This window comes from Streptomyces sp. NPDC036764 (genome assembly GCF_055609385.1).
Window position 1 is genome coordinate 58,269 of the sequence record NZ_JBVJPT010000006.1, and the last position, 20,874, is coordinate 79,142.

15 protein-coding genes and 1 riboswitch are annotated in these 20,874 nt (G+C 72.5%); of the genes, 10 read left to right on the forward strand and 5 right to left on the reverse strand.

The features are described from left to right. Positions 1-102: 102 nt before the first annotated feature. On the reverse strand, positions 103-1,230 hold the full coding sequence (locus tag ACZ69Q_RS23075) for an alpha/beta hydrolase (protein WP_471044832.1): 1,128 nt from the start codon (positions 1,228-1,230) through the stop codon (positions 103-105). Positions 1,231-1,416: 186 nt separating this feature from the next. Then, positions 1,417-2,148: a class II aldolase/adducin family protein gene (locus ACZ69Q_RS23080; RefSeq protein WP_471044833.1), complete on the reverse strand. Its 732-nt coding sequence runs from the start codon at positions 2,146-2,148 to the stop codon at positions 1,417-1,419. A gap of 207 nt (positions 2,149-2,355) precedes the next feature. Between ACZ69Q_RS23080 and ACZ69Q_RS23085 the strand changes: the two genes are divergently transcribed. The 3 genes from ACZ69Q_RS23085 (at position 2,356) to ACZ69Q_RS23095 (ending at position 4,747) form a co-directional block, all read left to right on the forward strand. Beyond that, on the forward strand, positions 2,356-3,102 hold the full coding sequence (locus ACZ69Q_RS23085; protein ID WP_471044836.1) for a lysozyme: 747 nt from the start codon (positions 2,356-2,358) through the stop codon (positions 3,100-3,102). A 153-nt stretch (positions 3,103-3,255) separates the two neighbouring features. Further along, positions 3,256-4,488, forward strand: coding sequence for an inorganic phosphate transporter (locus ACZ69Q_RS23090; RefSeq protein ID WP_471044838.1), 1,233 nt, complete (start codon positions 3,256-3,258; stop codon positions 4,486-4,488). A gap of 37 nt (positions 4,489-4,525) precedes the next feature. Continuing rightward, complete coding sequence (locus ACZ69Q_RS23095; protein ID WP_471044840.1) at positions 4,526-4,747, forward strand: hypothetical protein; 222 nt, start codon at positions 4,526-4,528, stop codon at positions 4,745-4,747. Between the two features lie 90 nt (positions 4,748-4,837). Here the strand turns inward: ACZ69Q_RS23095 and ACZ69Q_RS23100 are convergent, their stop codons facing one another. The 3 genes from ACZ69Q_RS23100 to ACZ69Q_RS23110 are packed head-to-tail and all read right to left on the reverse strand — an operon-like array spanning position 4,838 to position 9,571. Next, on the reverse strand, positions 4,838-5,134 hold the full coding sequence (locus ACZ69Q_RS23100) for a hypothetical protein (RefSeq protein WP_471044841.1): 297 nt from the start codon (positions 5,132-5,134) through the stop codon (positions 4,838-4,840). Then, on the reverse strand, positions 5,134-9,138 hold the full coding sequence (locus ACZ69Q_RS23105; protein WP_471044842.1) for an nSTAND1 domain-containing NTPase: 4,005 nt from the start codon (positions 9,136-9,138) through the stop codon (positions 5,134-5,136). Before ACZ69Q_RS23105 ends, ACZ69Q_RS23100 begins: the two co-directional genes overlap by 1 nt. Before the next feature lie 43 nt (positions 9,139-9,181). Continuing rightward, positions 9,182-9,571 carry a CU044_2847 family protein gene (locus tag ACZ69Q_RS23110; RefSeq protein ID WP_471044844.1) on the reverse strand — a complete coding sequence of 130 codons (390 nt, stop codon included), beginning with the start codon at positions 9,569-9,571 and terminating at the stop codon, positions 9,182-9,184. 229 nt (positions 9,572-9,800) lie between these two features. Next, positions 9,801-9,940, forward strand: a riboswitch (cobalamin riboswitch). Between the two features lie 102 nt (positions 9,941-10,042). Here ACZ69Q_RS23110 and ACZ69Q_RS23115 point away from each other — a divergent pair. Genes ACZ69Q_RS23115 through cobI form a run of 7 tightly spaced genes read left to right on the forward strand, consistent with a single transcriptional unit; the run spans position 10,043 to position 20,848 of the window. Then, the gene (locus ACZ69Q_RS23115) at positions 10,043-10,984 is read left to right on the forward strand and encodes a cobalamin biosynthesis protein (protein ID WP_471044847.1); all 942 of its coding nucleotides are present in this window, start codon (positions 10,043-10,045) and stop codon (positions 10,982-10,984) included. Beyond that, on the forward strand, positions 10,981-12,516 hold the full coding sequence (locus ACZ69Q_RS23120) for a cobyric acid synthase (RefSeq protein ID WP_471044849.1): 1,536 nt from the start codon (positions 10,981-10,983) through the stop codon (positions 12,514-12,516). The genes ACZ69Q_RS23115 and ACZ69Q_RS23120 overlap by 4 nt, the downstream gene beginning before the upstream one ends. Beyond that, a complete protein-coding gene (gene cobN, locus ACZ69Q_RS23125) occupies positions 12,513-16,169 on the forward strand; it encodes a cobaltochelatase subunit CobN (RefSeq protein WP_471044852.1) in 3,657 nt (1,218 codons plus the stop codon). Before ACZ69Q_RS23120 ends, cobN begins: the two co-directional genes overlap by 4 nt. Then, on the forward strand, positions 16,166-18,175 hold the full coding sequence (locus tag ACZ69Q_RS23130) for a putative cobaltochelatase (protein WP_471044854.1): 2,010 nt from the start codon (positions 16,166-16,168) through the stop codon (positions 18,173-18,175). Before cobN ends, ACZ69Q_RS23130 begins: the two co-directional genes overlap by 4 nt. Next, positions 18,175-18,774 (forward strand): cob(I)yrinic acid a,c-diamide adenosyltransferase, encoded by a 600-nt coding sequence (gene cobO / locus ACZ69Q_RS23135; RefSeq protein ID WP_471044855.1) that lies wholly within the window; start codon positions 18,175-18,177, stop codon positions 18,772-18,774. The genes ACZ69Q_RS23130 and cobO overlap by 1 nt, the downstream gene beginning before the upstream one ends. Continuing rightward, positions 18,771-20,120 carry a cobyrinate a,c-diamide synthase gene (locus ACZ69Q_RS23140; RefSeq protein WP_471044857.1) on the forward strand — a complete coding sequence of 450 codons (1,350 nt, stop codon included), beginning with the start codon at positions 18,771-18,773 and terminating at the stop codon, positions 20,118-20,120. The genes cobO and ACZ69Q_RS23140 overlap by 4 nt, the downstream gene beginning before the upstream one ends. After that, the gene (gene cobI, locus ACZ69Q_RS23145) at positions 20,117-20,848 is read left to right on the forward strand and encodes a precorrin-2 C(20)-methyltransferase (RefSeq protein WP_471044860.1); all 732 of its coding nucleotides are present in this window, start codon (positions 20,117-20,119) and stop codon (positions 20,846-20,848) included. The genes ACZ69Q_RS23140 and cobI overlap by 4 nt, the downstream gene beginning before the upstream one ends. The last annotated feature ends 26 nt before the right edge of the window (positions 20,849-20,874 follow it).

Below are 20,874 nucleotides of genomic sequence, written 5' to 3' on the forward strand. Positions count from 1 at the left end.
CAGGCGGGCGGGCACGGCGGGTCGAACGGCGGACGGGCGGAGCGCCGACGAGGCACTGGCAGACGGAGATCACCGCACCCCGGGACGCGCGTCCCCGAGGCGTCACATGAGCGGCGTCATGAAGCGGCGCAGGGACTCCTCGTACGACTCGGGGTCGGCGTTCCACATGGCCGCGTGCGGGGCTCGGTCCACCCTCTGGAGGGTCACCAGGTTGGGGTGGGCGTCGGCCAGGCGGCGGGACAGGCCCCAGGGGGCCACCCTGTCGTCGGGGCCGTGGAAGACCAGGGTCGGGACGGTCAGCGGGGCAGCGGCCTCGCCGTCGGTGGCGCGGCCGGCGCTCATGCCGGTGCGGCCCTGTGCGGCGCGGACCGCGAGGGGCAGCAGCGCGCTCGGCGTGTGACGGGCCGTGGCGAGGGCGCGCAGCGTGGTCTCCCAGCTCAGGACCGGGGAGTCCAGCACGAGGCCGGAGACCTGGTCACGCAGTCCCGAGTGCGCGGCGGCCCGCAGCGCCATGGTCGCGCCGGTGGACCAGCCGAGCAGGACGAGCTGTTTGGCGCCGTACCGCACGGCGTAGCGCATCGCCGCGTCCAGGTCCCGCCACTCGGTCTCGCCGAGGTGGTTCAGGCCGTCCGGCGCGCGGGGTGCGCCCAGGTCGCCACGGTAGGCGAGGGCGAGGACCGGGAAGTGGCGGCCGCTGAGGAACCGCATGACGTTCATGGCATGTTCGCGGGTCGTGCCGAGACCGTGCACGGCGATGACCCAGGTCTCCCGGGCGCCCGGGACGAACCAGGCGGGCAGGGAGCCGAGTTCGCCGGGGATGTCGACGTCGGCGTGGTCGAGGCCGAGGGCGGCGCTCGGGTTGCCGACGTAGACGTTCGGGGTGAGCCAGACGCTGTCGCCGGGCTCGAGGGAGCCGTGCGTGACGCGTTCGAGGCGGCGTACGACGGTGTCGGCGGAGTGCTTCGCCGCGGCGAGGACGGGGCCGACGACCGCGTGCGAGCCGTCACCGGACAGGCCGTAGGTGCCGGGGCGCAGGGAGGCGAGGTCGCGGGTGAGCGCGATCTGGCCGGCGGCCGTGGCGTGCACGGTGAGGCGGGGTTCGGTGGGCAGGGGCCTGCCGGGGGGCGCCGTCAGTGCGGCGCCACTGGCGAACCGCCCGGCGGCGACGCTCGCGGCGCCGGCGGCCAGAGCCACGGTGACGGCAGCGGCCGTCGCTTTGACAGTGCGCACCCATCCAGTGTCCGGGCGGACGGGGGGAGCGGCCAGTGGGAGGGCGACTCGGAGTGAGGGGGCGGCGGGTTTCGGTGCCATCCCCGGCGCGTTCCTGGCCGGGGGCGTCGGTGGCACCGACCCCGCTCACCGGTCGCCCAGTCGGCCGTCACGCCCGCGCAGCCACTCACCCGCCGGAGTCGCCCGTCACGCCCGCTGTCCGTACCCCCGCAACCGCTCCCCCACCTCCGCCACCTGTTCCTCGGACAGCAGGTTCGGGGCGAGTCCAGGTACCGAGGACGCCGTCAGCCAGACGCGGCACATCCACTCCAGTTGGGCCGTGCGGTCGTAGGCCTGGTCCAGGGTCGCGCCGAAGGCGATCGTGCCGTGGTTCTGGAGGAGGCAGGCGGTGCGGTCGGTGAGGGCACGAAGCATGTTCTCGGCCAACTCCCGGGTGCCATACGTCGCATATGGGGCGACCCGGACCGGGCCTCCGAGGGCGGCGGCCATGTAGTGGATCAGCGGGAGCTCCGGCACCAGTGTCGAGACCGCCGTCGCGTGGACGGCGTGGGTGTGGACGACGGCGCCGGCGTCCGTGGCGCGGTAGATCGCCAGATGCATCGGCAGTTCGCTGGTCGGCACCAGCGACCCCAGCACCCGGTTCCCGTCCAGGTCGACCCCCGTCACGTCCTGCGGGGACAGCCGGTCGTAGGGCACTCCCGACGGCGTGACCAGCACCGTGTCCCCGACCCGCACCGAGACATTGCCGGACGTGCCGACGACCAGCCCCTCGGAGACGGTCCGGCGTGCCGTCGCCACGAGGGCCTCCCAGGCCTCCGCCTCCTCGGGGCGCACACTCCTGCCCCACGCCTCCCCCACTTCCTGTGCGCCGTCCCGCGCATCCCGCGTTCCCCGCTGGTCCCGCCGCTGCTCAGCCATGCGGCGATCCTGCCAGCCGGCGCGTCGAGGCGGCGTCAAGTCGCCGCCGGGGCGGGGCACTTTAGGGCGGAAGGCAGATCTCCGGAAGAGTGCATAAGGGGTCATATCCCTCGGGCCCCGCCCTTGGCCTGAGAACGATCGACTTTCAACGATCTTCCAGTACTGTCTGGGGGATTTGTCGTGCACGTCGCCATTCCGGGGGGAAATATGGCCCGTGATCGCAAACCGTCCCGTCACCGCTCCCGCCTCATAGCGATATCCGTGGCGGCCCTCACCCTCAGCGGAACCGCCCTCGCCGAGATCCCGGCGGCGGCCGCGAGCAAGCCCAAGGGGCACGACGTCTCTTCCCATCAGAAGAACGTCGACTGGCAGAGCTCGAAGTCGAAGGGCGCCAAGTTCGTCTACGTCAAGGCGACCGAGTCCCACACCTACCGCAACCCCTACTACAGCCAGCAGTACAACGGCTCACGCAACGCGGGCCTGATCCGCGGCGCCTACCACTTCGCGCTGCCGAACAAGTCGTCGGGCAGGACGCAGGCCGCGTTCTTCGTCCGCAACGGCGGCGGCTGGCGGTCGGACGGCTGGACCCTGCCGCCCGCCCTCGACATCGAATACAACCCGTACGGCAAGCAGAAGTGCTACGGACTGAGCAAGGCGAAGATGGTCGACTGGATCCAGTCCTTCAGCAACGAGGTGAAGCGGCTGACCGGCCGCCGCCCTGTGATCTACACCACGACCCACTGGTGGAACACCTGCACCGGCACCAGCCGCGCCTTCGCCTCGAACCACGCCCTGTGGATAGCCCGCTACAACTCGCCGACGGCCGGTTCGATGCCGGCCGGCTGGCAGTTCTGGACCTTCTGGCAGTACGACAACGGCGGCAGCCTGCCGGGTGATCAGAATCTCTTCAACGGCTCCATGACCCAGCTAAGGAAGTTCGCGCGAGGCTACTAGCCCCGCAGCGCACGGGCCGCGCGGCGAACCGCCGGGTCAAGGTCTCCTCATCCGGCCTTCCCGGACACCGCGCGGCCCCCCTCAGTTCACCTTTCGTTCACTCAGGTTACCTACGTTCGTCCAGCCAATGACCTCGAACGATTGCCTGGGTAAATGGAAAACTTCTCGCTGATCCTCGCGATTGTGGTGGTAACCGCACTCGCGTTCGATTTCACGAACGGTTTTCACGACACCGCCAACGCGATGGCCACCACCATCTCGACCGGTGCGCTCAAGCCCAAGGTCGCGGTGGCCATGTCCGCCGTACTGAACCTTGTCGGCGCCTTCCTCTCCGTGGAGGTCGCCAACACGATCTCCAAAGGTCTCGTCGACGAGACCGGCATACGTCCCGAGGTCATATTCGCCGCGCTGGTCGGCGCGATCCTCTGGAACCTGCTGACCTGGCTGGTGGGCCTGCCCTCCAGCTCCTCGCACGCCCTGATGGGCGGTCTGATCGGCGCCACCATCGCCTCGGCCGGCGTCGGCGCGGTCCACGGCGACGCGCTCGTCACCAAGGTGCTGATCCCGGCGATCGCCGCCCCGCTGGTCGCGGGCATCGCCGCGATGCTGGCCACCCGCCTGTCCTACAGCCTCGGCAAGAAGGCCGACGGCAAGGCCGCCGCCAAGGGCTACCGGACCGGGCAGATAGCCTCCGCCGGCCTGGTCTCCCTCGCTCACGGCACCAACGACGCGCAGAAGACCATGGGCATCATCACCCTCGCCCTGGTCGCCGGCGGCGCCGTCGCCCCCGACTCCGACCCGCCCATGTGGGTCATCCTCTCCGCGGGCCTGGCCATCGCGCTCGGCACCTACCTCGGCGGCTGGCGCATCATCCGCACCATGGGCAAGGGCCTGACCGACCTTCAGCCGCAGCAGGGCTTCGCCGCCCAGACCAGCGCGGCCACCGTCATCCTGGCCTCCTCCCACCTCGGCTTCTCCCTCTCCACCACGCACTCCGTCTCCGGCTCGGTGATGGGCGCCGGCCTCGGCCGCAAGGGCGGCGTCGTCCGCTGGTCGACGGCCACCCGGATGTTCGTCGCCTGGGGCCTGACCCTGCCGGCCGCCGCCCTGGTCGGCGCGCTCGCGGAGTACGTGACGGGCTTCGGCACCTGGGGCACGGCCGTGGTCGCCGTCTTCCTGGTCGCCTCCAGCGCCGCGATCTGGAAGATCTCCCGCCGCGAGGTCGTCGACCACACCAACGTCAACGAGACCGACGAGGCGCCCGGCGTGGTCACCACCGCCATCGCCGCCGTGACCCCTCCCCCGGCGGGCACGCCGGCCGAGGACCTCACGGCCACGATCCCGGCCCCGTCCACCGAGCCCGCGCCCTCGCAGGCCACCGTCTGACCCCGCCCTGTTACCCGGATATCCAGAAAGTAGAAGCATGAAGATCGACTGGGCGGCTCTCGGCTCCGTCTTCGGCGTCAGCCTCGTGGTCACCGTGGCCCTGGTGGGCCTGTTCACCCTCGGCGTCGCGGGCCTGTCCCGCCGCGAACGCGCGGTCGCCCAGGGCGACTCGGCCGCGCTCGCGGTCACGGGCGCGTACGCCTGCTTCGCGGCCTGCACGGCGGCGGTGGCGTACGGGATCTATCTGATCGTGGCCTGACGCTCACCGGCACACCACCGCTCTGTGCGGTCCGTTGCGACGGACCGCACAGAGCGGTTCTGTTTCCGGGCACGGACGGGCGGCCGCGATCTAGTCCGCCGGGCAGGGCGCGGTCTTCCGCGCCAGCTCCAGGTCGGGGGCGTCGCGGTGGGCGCGGCTGCCGGGACCGTCCAGGGCCGAGCACAGGGTGCGGTGCCATTCGGCGGGCGAGAGGCTGACGGTCACGTCGTCCCGGTAGCTGATCAGGCGCAGGGCATCGTCGCCGAGACCCCACGCGTCCAGGACGTCGGTCGACGGCTGATCGAGAACGCCCAGCAGTTCGCCGTCGTCCGCGGACCGCAGCTCGACCGTGCTGATGGAGTCGACGACCAGGGTCCCGTCCCGCATCACGCCGAGCAGTCCATCGACCTTCGGCAGGCTGCGGGTGGTGTGGTCCTCTCGCTGTTCGTCGTCCACCCGCCACCACGCCACCCGGGCGTCGCTTCGATCGCGGCAAGCCGGTCACCGTCGGGGGCGAACGCCACCCAGCCGACGGCGCCGTACTTGAGCGGAGGGCCTTCCAACCGGGCCACCCGCGTGCCGCGCCGCGCGTCCCAGACCTCGATCCGGCCGCGCTCCCGCCACCGCCCCAGCACCACCGCCACCTGGCCGGGGTGGCCCGGCCGCAACACGATCTGACCGCTCTCCTCGAAGAGAGCGCGTTCCTGCGGGCTGCGTTCGAGGTGGGCCGGCGCGCCGCTCTGCACCATGGTGCGCGGGTCGATGCGCACGAGACTGTTGCCCAGGCACAGCAGCAACAGGTCGCCGTCGGGCAGTTGGGCGAAGTCCTTCGGTGCGTTCCACGCGGGGCTGCCCTTTCTGCCGCAGTCCCAGGTGATGCTCTCCCCCTCGCCGAGCGTGTCCGCGCCGTACAGCCGCGCGTTGGTGGAGGACTCGGTCCACACCAGCAGCCCGTCCTCGCCCTTGCGGGCGACCCACATGAGGTTCAGGGAGAGGTTCTGTCGGCGGACACGCTCGGGAAGGAGCGTGCTGCGCACCCGGACACCGGGGCCGAGCACCTCCAGCCTGCCTTGGTAGAGGCGTGCGGTGCGCGAACCGTCGGGGGATGTGGTGAGTGCGGGGCCGGTCACCGAGCCGACTCTCGTGCGTGCCTCCAGTGGCAGGGGTACCGGCATGGCCCGCACCCGCAGCAGGGTGTCGCCGTCGGCCGCGAGCAGGGTGCGCGGTCCCCGGTCGCCGCCGGCCACGGCCACACCGATGTCCCCTTTCCCTCCCGGGACGGTGGCCCTCCAGTAGCGGCCGTCGCCTCCGGCGTCGATGACGGTGACGCGCCGGAACTGACCCCGCTGCGCCAGCGACGTCTCGTCCTGGTCGACCAGATACGACCCGGTCTGGTCCACGCTGCGCAGACCGCCCCTGAGAGTGCCGTGCGGCTGGTTCTCTCCCGGCACCACGGAGTACCACCGCTGGTCGCCGCTCGAGTCGGCGGGGTCCCCCAGCGACACCCAGACGCCGCGCCCCCGGTCGGCCGCGGACACCCCCAGACTCCGCACCGACTCGAACACCCGCCGCACGTGCTCGCCGGACGCCGTGTCATGTATGCCCAGGGAGTGGTACGAGACGGGATTCCTGACACCGCCCGTCGTCTCCTCACGCACGACGGCGATCCGGTCCCCGCTGCCCAGCAGCCAGGCCTGCTTCGGCTTCTGGCTGGCCAGGGGCCGCTGGGACACGGTCAGGGCGCGCCCGGTGCCCGGGTCCCACAGGCGCACCAGCGCGTGCCGCCCGCCGTCCTGCGGGCGCGGCGTCTCGAATCTGAGGAGGTTCAGCAGGCGGCTGCCGTCGTCGGAGAAGTCGAGGGACGTGCCGTAGACATCGCCGCGATCCGGCAGGGCGCCGGAGAGCTCGCGCGGGGCGGGCCGCGGTCCGGTCAGGTCCCAGAGCAGGACCTCTCCGTCGGGCCTCGACATCGCATAGCGGCGGCCGTCGTCGCTGACGGCGTTCCTGAAGCTCTCCATGGAGAGGTCGGTCGGCACGCCGTGCAGCCGCACGGCCCGCGGGCTGCCGTCGAGGGCGCCGGTCACGGCCGTGATCTCCAGCCCCGACCCGCCGTCCGGCTGGGAGGTCACCACCAGTGTGCGGCCGTCCGGGGTCGCCGTGACGGCTTGTGCCCTGCCCGGCCACAACCCGCTGTGCGAGGACACCACGTCCTGCGCCCGGACGTACTGTGCGAACAGTGCTTGCCGCGCCTGCGGCGTGTGTCGCAAGGACCAGGCGCTCGCCGCGTAGCGGAAGGAGCTGTCGGGTGACCGGTCCGCCGCCTGTTCGGACATTTCGCCCAGTTCCGCGGCGGCGGCGATCCGCAGCTCGTTCAGGTCCCGTTGCCGCGCCCGGTAGGTGTCCACCGCGAGAGCCGTGGCCACCAGGGCCAGGGTGGTGACCAGGCCGGTGACGGCCCACAGGCGGCGCAGTCCACGCCGTTGCCGCCGTCGGCCCGCCTCCAGGTAGGCACGCTCGGAATCGGTGAGGTCGCCCGCGCGGGAGCGCAGCCACTCCAGGCCCTGGGCCAGGCGTACTCCGTGCGGCAGCAGGCCCGCGGGTCTGCCCCGCGCCTCCCATTCGGCGGCGTCCCGCTCCGTCCGGTCCTGCCACTCGCGGAACTCGGCGCCGTCGCGCAGCCAGCCGGCCACCCGCGGCCACTCCTTGAGCAGTGCCTCGTGGACCACATGCACGGTGCCGTGGGAGTCCTGGTCCCCGGTGGGTTCCCGGACGTCCCAGACCAGGAGGCGGCGTCCGGCCAACGCGCGTGCCAGCTCGGCCTGCCCGGGCGGCAGCCGGTGGATCGGTACGGCACGACGTATGAACCCGCCCTGCCCGTCCGGCCGGGTCAGTTGCTGCAAGAGCCGACGGGCGGCGTCCTCGTCCACGCCGGTGTCCGCGAGGCACTCGTCCAGCGTGGTGTCGGCGTACGCGGCCAGCGCGCCGCCGACGCCACCGATGTCGTCGTAGGCGGCGTGGGTGAGGGTGCCGGCCTCGCGGCGCCGCCACAACTGGGTGAGCGCGAACTGCAGCAGGGGCAGGCAGCCCGGCTCGCCGACGGCGTCGTCCACGAGGCGCCGGCTCAGGCCGTCGGCCAGGCGGAGCCCGGGAACCGCCCTGACCGGTTCCTCCACGGCGCGGGCCAGCGCCTGAACGGTCATCGGCGCGAGCAACGTCACCGCGCGGCTCAGCCCGCCCGACGTGTCGGCCGCGGTGAGCACCTCCAGCGTGGCCGACCGGGCGGTCAGCACCACGCGCAGCCCGCCGCCCTGCGCGGGGTCGGGAGCCTGCGTCAGCGACGACAGCACACGGTAGGCCCGTAACGCACCGTGCGGCACGGCGGCGGCGTACTCCTCGAACTGGTCGAGGAGCAGTACGGCGCCACGCGAACCGACTTCGTCGCAGAGCCGGCCGCGCAGGGCGATCCGCTCGCTCTCCGGCCCGGTGCACGCCTCGCGCACCGCGTCGAACCTGTCCCGGCGGGCGGCGGCGTCGGGAGCGGCGGCCTGCCAGGCGGCGGTGACGGCCTCGGCCACCCAGGCGTCCGCGTCCTCGGCCGCGGCGTCTGCCGAGTCGGCGGGCTGCGGTATGCGCAGCGCGGTGGGCGTCCCCGCGCGCCGCAGTTCGGCCAGCAGCCCTGCTCTGAGCAGGGAGGACTTACCGCTGCCGGATGGGCCGACGAGGACGGTCATGGGCCGGGAGCCGAGGGCGTCGACGAGTTCGCGTGCCTCGCTCTCGCGCCCGTGGAAGTACCGGAAGTCCTCCTCCTCGAACCGGTCCAGGCCGCGGAACGGGCACTGCTGTGGCACGTCCGAGTCGATGATCCGGTCCGCCGGTATCAGGTAGGCGGTGCTGCTGATGCCATGACGGCCGCGTGTGATCAGCATCCCGACCACGGCGTCGCGCTCCACGTCCCACACGGCGGCCCCGCTGAAGCCGCGTCCGATGGCCACCCCCTGCGCCGCCAGGTCGAGTTGGAGGCGATCGGCGCGCTGCCGGCCGCGCAGCACGCCGGTGGCGTTCACTCCGCGCGGTGCGTCCTCGGGGAACCCGAAGGCGCGTATCGGCCTGCCCCACTCGTCGCCCGCCTCGTACGCGAACGGAAGCGGCTCCGTGTTCTCCACCGCGCGGGAGAGCCGCAGTACGGCGATGTCGTCGTCGGGCCGCCAGGAGACCACTTCGGCAGGGACGCCCGGGCCGGGGTCGGCTCCCGCCAGCAGCGGGAAGTCCACGGTCACCGGTCGTCGCGGCCGGCGTCCGTCCGCCTCCTGCACCACATGGGCGCAGGTGCACACCAGTCGATCGGCCACCAGGAACCCGGCGCCCGCGACCACTCCCTCGGAGTCGAACACGCGGGCAGCGCCCCGTTCGTACCGGGCACGCAGCGGTAACGCGTCAAGTGGCATCGGCTGCGCCCCCCACGCTGGCGTCCCATTCCACTCCCACGGTGAAGTGCGCCTCGGCGGCGGTTCTCGCCACGACCACACCGGCCTCGGCGGTCACCTTCACGCCGAACTCCAAAGTGATCCGGTCGGGACGCCGTGGCATGGTGCGAAGCGAGTCGACGATGTCCTGGACGGCCGGGCGCACTCGGTCGACGGCCTCGCGCAGGGTGTCGGCGGCTTCTCCGACGTTCTGCACGACGCGTGGCCGGCCGATGGGCTCGTACGCGTCGTCCGCGGTGGAGGACGACCTGGCGGGCGCGGATTGCGACGGGCCGGGCGCAGTGGTCTCCACGCGCAGCAACGAGCCGTCGTCGAGTTCGATCGTGGTGATGCCTGTCATGGAAATGCTGGACCTGTCCTGTGGTACGGAAGGAGCCGGTGGGACCACACGGTAGCTGCCGGCGATCGAGACGTCACAGCGATCAACACGCTGACCAGGCACCGGAGTTGGCACCGAAGGGAGTGGTCGGCCCCCGCTCGGGGCACGCTCCATCCGAGTGGGCCCGGACACACTCCTTCCTATGGGCCTGCGCACACTCCTCCGTCGCAGGTCAACGGCAAGTTGACGCCCCTCGGAACCCCGTGGTGGACTGCCGGGGCCAAGTACGGCGGCAGAAGAGGAAGCCGGTGTGAGTCCGGCGCGGTCCCGCCACTGTCACCGGGGTAGCAATCCCCGGGAGCCAGGAACTCTCGCCGCCGGTCTCGTCGAACCAGGGCGTGGACACCCTGAGTGAGGACACAACGCGATGCCCGCCTGCCGATCGACACGCAGTAGCAGACCCTCGTCTGACCTCACGGTCGGCTGACCCCGATGCGAGCCGATCGCGTCTTCGCGTACGGCGCCGCCGCCGGGCTCCTCGGTGATCTGCTGCTCGGCGACCCCCGCCGGGGGCATCCGGTCGCCGCGTTCGGACGGGCCGCGGCCGCCGTGGAACGGGTGCTGTGGCGCGACGACAGGGCACGCGGCGCGGTGCACACCGCCGTGTGCGCCGGTGGCGCTGTCGCGCTGGGTGCCGTCGCCGCCCGCGCCGTCCGCACCTCCCCGGCCGCCTCACTCGCGCTGACCGGCGCCGCCACCTGGGCCGTCGTCGGGGGCACCTCGCTCGCCCGGGAGGCCCGGGCCGTCGGGCGTGCCCTGGAGGCGGGGGACGTCGAGGGGGCACGCGCGCGGCTGCCGCATCTGTGCGGGCGGGATCCGCAGGCGCTGGACGCGGACGGGATCGCGCGGGCGGTCGTGGAGTCCGTCGCCGAGAACACCTCCGACGCCGTCGTGGGGGCCCTGGTGTGGGGGGCCGTCGGCGGCGTGCCCGGACTGCTCGGCTTCCGGGCCGTGAACACGCTCGACGCGATGGTCGGGCACAAGTCACCCAGGTACCGGCGCTACGGCTGGGCCTCGGCGCGGCTCGACGACGTGGCCGGCTGGCCGGGGGCGCGGCTGACGGCCGTACTCGCCACCGTCGCCGGCAGCGATCCCCGAGGGGCGCTGCGGGCCTGGCGTGCCGACGCCGACGCGCACCCGAGCCCGAACGCCGGGCCCGTCGAGGCCTCGTTCGCGGGGGCCCTCGGGGTACGGCTCGGCGGGACCCTCTCCTACGGCGGCCGGGTCGAGCACCGGCCCGTGCTCAACCAGAACGGGCGGGCCGTCGGCACCCACGACATCGAACGGGCCGTACGGCTGTCCAAGCGCATCGGTTGGCTGGCGCTCGGCGTCTGTGTCGCCGCGCGCCGCATCGCGAAGGGGCGAACCTCATGACGGGCGGTGGCCTTCTCGTCGCCGGCACCACCTCCGACGCCGGCAAGAGCGTCGTCACCGCCGGGATCTGCCGGTGGCTGGTGCGGCAGGGGGTGAAAGTCGCGCCGTTCAAGGCGCAGAACATGTCCCTGAACTCGTTCGTGACGCGCGAGGGCGCCGAGATCGGGCGTGCGCAGGCCATGCAGGCGCAGGCGTGCCGCGTCGAGCCGACCGCGCTGATGAACCCCGTGCTGCTCAAGCCGGGTGGTGAGCAGAGCAGTCAGGTCGTGCTGCTGGGCAAGCCAGTGGGTGAGCTGAGTGCGCGCGGGTACCACGGCGGGCGGCAGCAGCAGTTGCTCGGGACCGTGCTGGAGTGCCTCGCCGAGTTGCGGGGCACCTATGACGCGGTGATCTGTGAGGGGGCCGGCTCTCCGGCCGAGATCAATCTGCGGCGGACCGACATCGTCAACATGGGCATCGCCCGCAATGCCGGGCTCCCGGTGCTCGTCGTCGGCGACATCGACCGCGGCGGCGTCTTCGCCTCCTTCTTCGGGACCGTCGCGCTGCTGTCCCGTCAGGACCAGGAGCTGATCGCCGGGTTCCTCGTCAACAAGTTCCGCGGCGACGTCTCGCTCCTCGAACCCGGCCTCGACATGCTGCACGACCTCACCGGGCGGCACACCTACGGCGTCCTGCCCTTCCGGCACGGGCTCGGCATCGACGAGGAGGACGGGCTGCGGGTGTCCCTGCGGGGCGCCGTACGGGAGTCCCAGGTCTCCTCCCCCGTCGGTGAGGACGTGCTGCGGGTCGCGGTGTGCGCCGTGCCGCTGATGTCCAACTTCACCGACGTCGACGCCCTCGCCGCAGAACCGGGCGTCGTCGTGCGGTTCGTGGACCGGCCGGAGGAACTGGCCGACGCGGATCTGGTGGTGGTCCCCGGCACCCGGGGCACCGTCCGCGCCCTGGAGTGGCTGCGGGAGCGCGGGCTCGCGAGGGCCCTTACCCGCAGGGCTGCCGAGGGGCGGCCGATCCTCGGCGTCTGCGGCGGCTTCCAGGTCCTCGGCGAGCACATCGAGGACGACGTCGAGAGCCGGCGCGGGCAGGTCGAGGGGCTCGGGGTGCTGCCCGTGCGGGTGCGGTTCGCCCGGGAGAAGACCCTGACCCGGCCCGTCGGCGAGGCCCTCGGGGAGCAGGTCGAGGGGTACGAGATCCACCACGGGGTCGCCGAAATCACGGGGGGCGACGCGTTCATCTCCGATGACGATGGACACAGCTTGGACGGCTGCCGGGTCGGCCAGACCTGGGGCACGCACTGGCACGGCTCGCTGGAGTCGGACGGTTTCCGACGGGCGTTCCTGCGCGAGGTGGCGGCCGCCGCGGGCCGCCGGTTCGTGCCGGCGCCGGACACGTCGTTCGCCGCGCTGCGCGAGGAGCAGCTCGACCGGCTCGGCGATCTCATCGAACAGCACGCGGACACGGACGCGCTCTGGCGGCTCATCGAGTCGGGCGCGCCGCAAGGACTGCCTTTCATTCCACCGGGAGCGCCCGCATGAGCACTGTGTTGTTGTTGTCGACCGCCGACACCGATCTGCTGGCGGCCAGCGCCGCCTCCGGTGCCGACTACCGGATCGGCAACCCGACCCGCGTGGACGTCGAGAGCGAGCTGCCCGCGCTGCTCGACGGCGCGGACCTCGCCGTCGTCCGGCTGCTGGGCGGCAAGCGGGCCTGGGAGGACGGGCTCGCGAAGCTGAAGGCGTCGGGTGTGCCGACCGTGCTGCTGGGCGGCGAGGCGGTGCCGGACGCCGAGCTGATGGCCGAGTCGTCCGTCCCCGCCGGTGTGGTCGCCGAGGCGCTGAAGTACCTCGTCGAGGGCGGACCCGCCAACCTCACCGAGCTCGCGCGGTTCCTCTCCGACACCGTGCTGCTGACGGGCGAGGGGTTCGTCGAGCCGCAGAAGATGCCGCAGTACGGCGTCCACGGCGAGCGCACGTTCAGCGAAGGCCGCCCGACCGTCGGCGTGCTCTTCTACCGGGCCCATGAGCTCAGCGGCAACACCGCGTTCGTGGACACCCTGTGCGACGCGATCGAGGCGCACGGCGCCAACGCGCTTCCCGTGTACTGCGGTTCGCTGCGCGGCGCGGACGAGGGGCTGTACGAGATCCTCGGCAGGGCCGACGCCCTGGTCGCCACCGTCCTCGCGGCCGGCGGCACGCACGCCTCGCAGGCGTCGGCGGGCGGCGACGAGGAGGCGTGGGACATCGGCAGGCTGGCCGAGCTCGACGTTCCCGTGCTGCAGGGTCTGTGCCTGACGTCGTCCAAGAGCGCCTGGGACGAGTCCGACGCCGCGCTCTCCCCCATGGACGCGGCGATGCAGGTCGCCATCCCGGAGTTCGACGGCCGTCTGATCACCGTCCCGTTCTCCTTCAAGGAGCAGGGCCCGGACGACGTGCCCGTGTACGTGGCCGACCCGGAGCGGGCCGGGCGCGTGGCCGGGATCGCCGTACGGCACGCCCGGTTGCGGCACAAGCCGAACGCCGAGAAGAAGCTCGCGCTGGTCTTCACCGCCTACCCGACCAAGCACTCGCGCGTCGGCAACGCGGTCGGCCTGGACACGCCCGCCTCCGCGGTGCGGGTGCTGGACGCGCTCAAGCAGGCCGGTTACGGGGTGACCGAGTACCCGGACAACGGCGACGAGTTGATCCACCGGCTCATCGAGGCGGGCGGGCACGACGTCGAGTGGCTGACCGAGGACCAGTTGGCGTCGGCGCCCGCACGTGTGCCGCTCGCCGACTATCAGGCGTGGTTCGACAAGCTCGACGCGGAACTGAAGGACGCGATGACCGAGGCGTGGGGCGAGCCGCCGGGCGCGCTGTACGTCGACGGGGACGACATCGTTCTGGCCTCCCTGCAGTTCGGGAACGTCGTCGTGATGATCCAGCCGCCGCGCGGCTTCGGTGAGAACCCGATCGCGATCTACCACGACCCGGACATGCCGCCGTCGCACCACTACATGGCGGCGTACCGCTGGCTGGAGAACAGCTTCGGTGCCGACGCGATCGTGCACATGGGCAAGCACGGCACGATGGAGTGGCTGCCGGGCAAGGGGCTCGGGCTCAGCGGCGGCTGCGCCCCGGACGCCGTCCTCGGGGACCTGCCGCTGATCTACCCGTTCATCGTCAACGACCCCGGCGAGGGCACCCAGGCCAAGCGCCGCGGTCACGCCACCGTCGTCGACCACCTCGTGCCGCCGATGGCCCGCGCCGACACCTACGGCGACCTGGCCAAGCTGGAGCAGTTGCTCGACGAGTACGCGCTCGTCTCCGACCTGGACCCGACGAAGGCGCCGGCCGTGCGCGCGCAGATCTGGACGCTGGTGAAGGCGGCCGAGCTGCACCACGACCTGCACGTGGACGACCAGCCGGACGACGACGACTTCGACGAGTTCGTCATGCACATCGACGGCTATCTGTGCGAGATCAAGGACGTGCAGATCCGCGACGGGCTCCACATCCTGGGCGGCGGCCCGGTCGGCGAGCCGCGGGTGAACCTGGTGCTCGCCGTGCTGCGCGCCTCGCAGGTGTGGGGCGGGCAGGCGAACGCGCTGCCGGGGCTGCGGGCCTCGCTGGCCGAGCACTTCGGGCTGGTCGAGAAGGAGTTGCTCGCGGAGCCGGGTGCTCCGCTGAAGGTTCCGGTCGAGCTGAGCGAACTCGTCGAGGGCCCGTCCCGTTCGGCCGCCGACGCCATCGACCTGCTGGAGCAGTTGTGCCGCCGGATCGCGGAGGGCATGGAGGAGCGGGGCTGGGCGGTGGCCGAGAGCCGCTCGCTCGTCCGTGACGTCCTCGGCACCGAACTCCCCGACGCCATCGCCGTGCTGGAGTTCGCCTGCAACGAGGTCGTGCCGCGCCTCGCCCGCACCACGGACGAGATCGGTCACATCCTCAAGGCGCTCGACGGCGGTTACGTCCCGGCGGGTCCTTCCGGTTCGCCGACGCGCGGACTGGTCAACGTCCTGCCGACCGGCCGGAACTTCTACTCCGTCGACCCCAAGGCCATCCCGTCCAGGCTGAGCTGGGAGGTCGGGCAGTCGCTCGCCGACTCGCTGGTGCAGCGGTACCTCCAGGACACGGGTGAGTACCCGAAGTCCGTCGGCCTGACGGTCTGGGGCACCTCGGCGATGCGCACCCAGGGCGACGACATCGCCGAGATCCTCGCGCTGCTGGGCTGCCGCCCGGTGTGGGACGACGCCTCGCGCCGGGTGACCGGCTTCGAGATCATCGGCCTGGAGGAGCTCGGTCGCCCGCGCATCGACGTCACGGTCCGCATCTCCGGCTTCTTCCGGGACGCGTTCCCGCACGTCGTGGGCCTGATCGACGATGCCGTGCGCAAGGTCGCCGAGCTGGACGAGCCCGCCGAGCGCAACTACGTGAAGGCGCACGCCGACGAGGACACCGCCGAGCACGGCGACCGGCGCCGCGCGACGGCCCGTATCTTCGGCTCCAAGCCGGGCGCGTACGGCGCCGGTCTGCTGCCGCTGATCGACGCCCGCAACTGGCGCTCGGACGCCGACCTCGCCGAGGTGTACGCCGTCTGGGGCGGCTACGCCTACGGGCGCGGACTGGACGGGCGGGCGGCGCGCGGCGACATGGAGACCGCGTTCAAGCGGATCGCGGTCGCCGCGAAGAACGTCGACACCCGCGAGCACGACCTCGTGGACGCCGACGACTACTTCCAGTACCACGGCGGCATGGTCGCCATGGTGCGGCACCTGACGGGCACCAACCCCGAGGCGTACGTGGGTGACAGTGCCACCCCCGACCAGGTGAAGACGCGCACCCTCGGCGAGGAGACCCACCGCGTCTTCCGCGCCCGGGTGGTCAACCCGCGCTGGATGGCGGCCATGCGCCGGCACGGCTACAAGGGCGCCTTCGAGATGGCGGCGACCGTGGACTACCTGTTCGGCTACGACGCCACGGCGGGCGTGGTCGACGACTGGATGTACGAGAAGCTCAGCGCGGAATACGTCTTCGACGCCGAGAACCGGGACTTCATGAAGAAGTCCAACCCGTGGGCGCTGCGCGGCATCACCGAGCGGCTCCTGGAGGCCGCCGACCGCGGGCTGTGGGCCGAGCCGGACGCCGACACGCTGGAGCGGCTGCGCGCCACGTACCTGGAGCTGGAAGGCGACTTGGAGGGCGACGACAAGTGACCACTCCCTTCCCCTTTACGGCCGTTGTCGGCCAGGACGACCTGCGGCTCGCGCTGCTGCTGAACGCCGTGTCACCGGCGGTCGGCGGTGTGCTGGTGCGCGGCGAGAAGGGCACCGCCAAGTCGACGGCCGTACGGGCGTTGTCGGCGCTGATGCCCGAGGTCCCGGTGGTCCCCGGCTGCCGCTTCTCCTGCGACCCGACCGCCCCCGACCCCGCATGCCCGGACGGACCGCACGAGGAGACGGGCGCGGGCACGCGACGCCCCGCCCGCATGGTCGAACTCCCCGTCGGCGCCTCCGAGGACCGCCTGGTCGGCGCCCTGGACATCGAGCGCGCGCTCGCCGAGGGCGTGAAGGCCTTCGAGCCGGGCCTCCTCGCCGACGCCCACCGCGGAATCCTCTACGTCGACGAGGTCAACCTCCTCCACGATCACCTGGTCGACCTGCTGCTGGACGCGGCGGCGATGGGTGCGTCGTACGTCGAACGCGAGGGTGTCTCGGTCCGGCATGCCGCCCGTTTCCTCCTCGTCGGCACCATGAACCCCGAAGAGGGTGAACTGCGGCCGCAGTTGCTCGACCGGTTCGGGTTGACCGTAGAGGTCGCGGCCTCGCGGGAGCCCGACCAGCGGGTGGAGGTCGTACGGCGGCGTCTCGCATACGACGACGACCCGGCCGCCTTCGCTGCCCGGTGGGCCGACGAGGAGAGTGCCGTACGTCAACGCATCGTCGCCGCACGGGAGTTGCTGCCGTCGGTGCGGCTCGGTGACGGGGCACTCAGGCAGATCGCGGCGACCTGTGCCGCGTTCGAGGTGGACGGGATGCGGGCCGACATCGTGATGGCCCGTACGGCCACCGCGCTGGCCGCCTGGGCCGGGCGGACCGATGTGCTCGCCGAGGACGTCCGGCAGGCGGCGCTGCTCGCGCTGCCGCACCGCAGGCGCCGCAACCCCTTCGACGCGCCCGGCCTCGACGAGGACAAGCTCGACGAGACCCTCGAGGAGTTCGGGGGTTCCGAGGACGAGGACCCGGATCCCGGCCCGGACGGTCCCGGCGGGGGCGGCGGGCAGCCGCCGCAGTCCGACGACGGCCCCCAGGGCGGCGACACGGCCGCGCGTCCCGAGGCCGGTGAGGACGGGGAGCCGCAGGGCTCCGGGGCCGGCGAGCAGACTCCGGCGCGGGCGTCCGAGCCGTTCCGGACGAAGGCGCTGAGCGTGCCGGGTGTCGGAGAGGGCGGTGCCGCCGGGCGGCGTTCGCGGGCGCGGACCGAGCACGGGCGGACCACCGGGGCCCGGCGGCCCCGGGGGGCGCTGACCAAGCTGCATCTGGCGGCCACCGTGCAGGCGGCGGCACCGCATCAGCGGGCCCGGGGACGGTCGGGGCGCGGCCTCGTGGTGCGCCGGGACGATCTGCGGCAGGCCGTGCGGGAGGGGCGCGAGGGGAACCTCGTGCTGTTCGTGGTGGACGCCTCCGGCTCGATGGCCGCGCGGCAGCGGATGGGCGCGGTGAAGGGCGCCGTGCTGTCGCTGCTGCTGGACGCCTACCAGCGGCGGGACAAGGTGGGGCTCGTGACGTTCCGGGGGTCGGCCGCCGATGTGGCGCTGCCGCCGACCTCGTCCGTGGACGCGGCCGCGGCCCGGCTGGAGTCGCTGCCGACGGGCGGGCGTACGCCGCTGGCGGCCGGGTTGTTGAAGGCGCACGAGGTGCTGCGGGTCGAGCGGCTGCGGGATCCGGCCCGGCGGGCGCTGGTGGTCCTGGTGACCGACGGCAGGGCCACGGGTGGGCCGGAGCCGGTGGCGCTCGCGGGGCGGGCGGCCCGGTTGTTCGCGGCCGGCGCGGTCGCCTCCGTGGTCGTGGACTGCGAGTCGGGGCCGGTGCGGCTGGGGCTCGCGGGGCAGCTCGCGGGTGAGCTGGGCGGTACGGCGGTGACGCTGGACGAGCTGCGGGCGGACTCGATCGCGGGGCTGGTCAGGGATGTTCAGGGTGGGTCGAAGAGGAGGGCCGCGTAATGCCGCAAGGGCAGCCGAGTGTGGTGCCGGACGACGGGCTGACGACACGTCAGCGGCGTAATCGGCCGCTGGTGGTCGTGCACACCGGTATCGGGAAGGGCAAGTCGACGGCCGCGTTCGGGCTGGCGCTGCGCGCCTGGAACCAGGGGTGGCCCATCGGGGTGTTCCAGTTCGTCAAGTCGGCGAAGTGGAAGGTCGGCGAGGAGAACGCGCTGCGGGTGCTCGGTGCCAGCGGTGAGGGCGGGTCCGTCGACTGGCACAAGATGGGCGAGGGGTGGTCCTGGGTTCAGCGGGACTCCCAGATGGACAACGAGGACAAGGCCCGGGAGGGCTGGGAGCAGGTCAAGCGGGACCTGGCCGCCGAGACGTACAGGCTGTATGTGCTGGACGAGTTCGCGTACCCGATGCACTGGGGCTGGATCGACACCGACGAGGTCGTCGACGTGCTGCGCAACCGGCCCGGGACCCAGCATGTGGTGATCACCGGGCGCAACGCGCCCGAGAAGCTGGTCGACTTCGCCGATCTCGTGACCGACATGTCCAAGGTCAAGCACCCCATGGACGCGGGCCAGAAGGGCCAGAGAGGCATCGAGTGGTGACTGCTTCCGTCCCTCGGCTGGTCATCGCCGCGCCTTCTTCCGGCAGCGGCAAGACCACCGTCGCCACGGGGTTGATGGCCGCGTTCGCCGCGCGGGGGCTCGCCGTGTCCCCGCACAAGGTCGGGCCGGACTACATCGACCCCGGGTATCACTCGCTCGCGAGCGGGCGGGTGGGGCGGAATCTGGACGCGTATCTGTGCGGGCCCGAGCTGGTCGGGCCGTTGTTCCTGCACGGGGCGCGTGGATGCGACATCGCCGTCGTCGAGGGGGTGATGGGGCTGTACGACGGGGCTGCCGGGGAGGGCGAGCTGGCGTCCACGGCCCATGTGGCGAAGCTGCTGCGGGCGCCGGTCGTGCTCGTCGTCGACGCCTCGTCGCAGTCGCGGTCCGTGGCGGCGCTGGTGCACGGGTTCGCTTCCTGGGATCCGCAGGTGCGGGTCGGGGGTGTGATCCTCAACAAGGTCGCCTCCGACCGGCACGAGGAGCTGCTGCGGGAGGCCCTGGACTCGGCCGGGGTGCCCGTGCTGGGGGTGCTGCGGCGGGCGGCCCGGGTGGACACGCCTTCGCGGCATCTGGGGTTGGTGCCTGTCGCGGAACGGCACGCTGCCGCTGTGGAGGCGGTGGCGGCGATGGCGGCGCAGGTCTCCGACGGGTGCGATCTGGAGGCGTTGCTGGGGCTGGCTCGGAGTGCGGGTGCGTTGTCGTGCGAGGCATGGGAACCCCCGCTCACCACGACGGAGAAACGTGCGGTGGTCGCCGTCGCCGGTGGCCCCGCGTTCACCTTCTCCTATGCCGAGCATGCCGAGTTGCTCACCGCGGCCGGTGCCGAGGTCGTGCTCTTCGATCCTATTCGGGACGAGCAACTGCCGGACGGCACGGCCGGGTTGGTCATCGGGGGCGGTTTCCCCGAGGTGTACGCGTCCGAGCTGTCCGCCAACGAACCCCTGCGCAAGGCCGTCGCCGCGCTCGCGCAGGGCGGCGCTCCCGTGGCCGCCGAGTGTGCGGGGCTGCTCTATCTGTGCCGGGAGCTGGACGGGCTGCCCATGTGCGGGGTGCTCGACGCGAGCGCGCGGATGAGCGAGCGGCTCACGCTCGGCTACCGGGACGCCGTGGCCGTCGGCGACAGCTCGCTCGCGGTCGCGGGGACGCGGATGCGGGCGCACGAGTTTCATCGGACCGTCGTCGAGCCCGGCTCGGGGACGGCGCCCGCCTGGGGGGTCAGATCCCCTCAGCGCCGGGTCGAAGGTTTCGTACAGCAGGGCGTGCACGCGAGTTATCTGCACACGCACTGGGCATCGCAGCCCGGTGTCGCCCGTCGGTTCGTGGAGAGGTGCCGGACGTCATGAGCAGCAGGTTGATCGGAGTCGGGGTCGGTCCCGGTGATCCGGAGCTGGTGACCGTGAAGGGCGTCAACGCTCTGCGGGAGGCCGATGTCGTCGTCGTACCCGTCATGGACAGCGGAGAGCGGGGGCGCGCCGAGGCGACCGTGCTGCACTACGTGCCCGAGGAGAAGGTCGTGCGGGTCGTGTTCGCGCTGAACGAGCGCACCGACCGGGCCCGGCGCGAGGCCGCCTGGGACGCGGCGGGCGAGCGGGTCGCCGGGCTGCTGACCGAGCACCGTGCCGTCGCCTTCGCCACCATCGGCGACCCCAACGTGTACTCCACGTTCACGTATCTCGCCCAGACCATCGGCGAGCTGGTGCCCGGCACCGTCGTCGAGACCGTGCCCGGCATCACCGCCATGCAGGATCTCGCCGCGCGTTCCGGCGCGGTCCTCACCGAGGGGACGGAGCCGCTCACGCTGGTGCCCGTGACCGCCGGGTCGGCCGTACTGAAGGACGCGCTCGCCGGGCCCGGCACCGTCGTCGCCTACAAGTTCGGGCGGCAGGCGGCCGAGGTCGCCGAGGCGCTGCGGGAGACCGGGCGCATCGACGACGCGGTGTGGGGGTCGGCGCTGGGTCTCGCGGAGGAGTCGATCCGGCCGGCCGCCGAGCTCGACGACACCCCGCTCCCCTATCTGTCGACCCTCATCGCGCCCGCCCGGCGCGACGGCGGCCGGGGCGGCAAGCTCTGACGCCGGCCCCCGCACCCACCAACCCC

Coding starts and splice junctions, on each gene's coding strand:
- cobN (WP_471044852.1), top strand. CDS start 12,513: ATGAGCACTGTGTTGTTGTTGTCGACCGCCGACACCGATCTGCTGGCG.
- ACZ69Q_RS23085 (WP_471044836.1), top strand. CDS start 2,356: ATGGCCCGTGATCGCAAACCGTCCCGTCACCGCTCCCGCCTCATAGCG.
- cobO (WP_471044855.1), top strand. CDS start 18,175: ATGCCGCAAGGGCAGCCGAGTGTGGTGCCGGACGACGGGCTGACGACA.
- ACZ69Q_RS23120 (WP_471044849.1), top strand. CDS start 10,981: ATGACGGGCGGTGGCCTTCTCGTCGCCGGCACCACCTCCGACGCCGGC.
- ACZ69Q_RS23095 (WP_471044840.1), top strand. CDS start 4,526: ATGAAGATCGACTGGGCGGCTCTCGGCTCCGTCTTCGGCGTCAGCCTC.
- ACZ69Q_RS23090 (WP_471044838.1), top strand. CDS start 3,256: ATGGAAAACTTCTCGCTGATCCTCGCGATTGTGGTGGTAACCGCACTC.
- ACZ69Q_RS23100 (WP_471044841.1), bottom strand. CDS start 5,134: ATGCGGGACGGGACCCTGGTCGTCGACTCCATCAGCACGGTCGAGCTG.
- ACZ69Q_RS23080 (WP_471044833.1), bottom strand. CDS start 2,148: ATGGCTGAGCAGCGGCGGGACCAGCGGGGAACGCGGGATGCGCGGGAC.
- ACZ69Q_RS23110 (WP_471044844.1), bottom strand. CDS start 9,571: ATGACAGGCATCACCACGATCGAACTCGACGACGGCTCGTTGCTGCGC.
- cobI (WP_471044860.1), top strand. CDS start 20,117: ATGAGCAGCAGGTTGATCGGAGTCGGGGTCGGTCCCGGTGATCCGGAG.
- ACZ69Q_RS23115 (WP_471044847.1), top strand. CDS start 10,043: ATGCGAGCCGATCGCGTCTTCGCGTACGGCGCCGCCGCCGGGCTCCTC.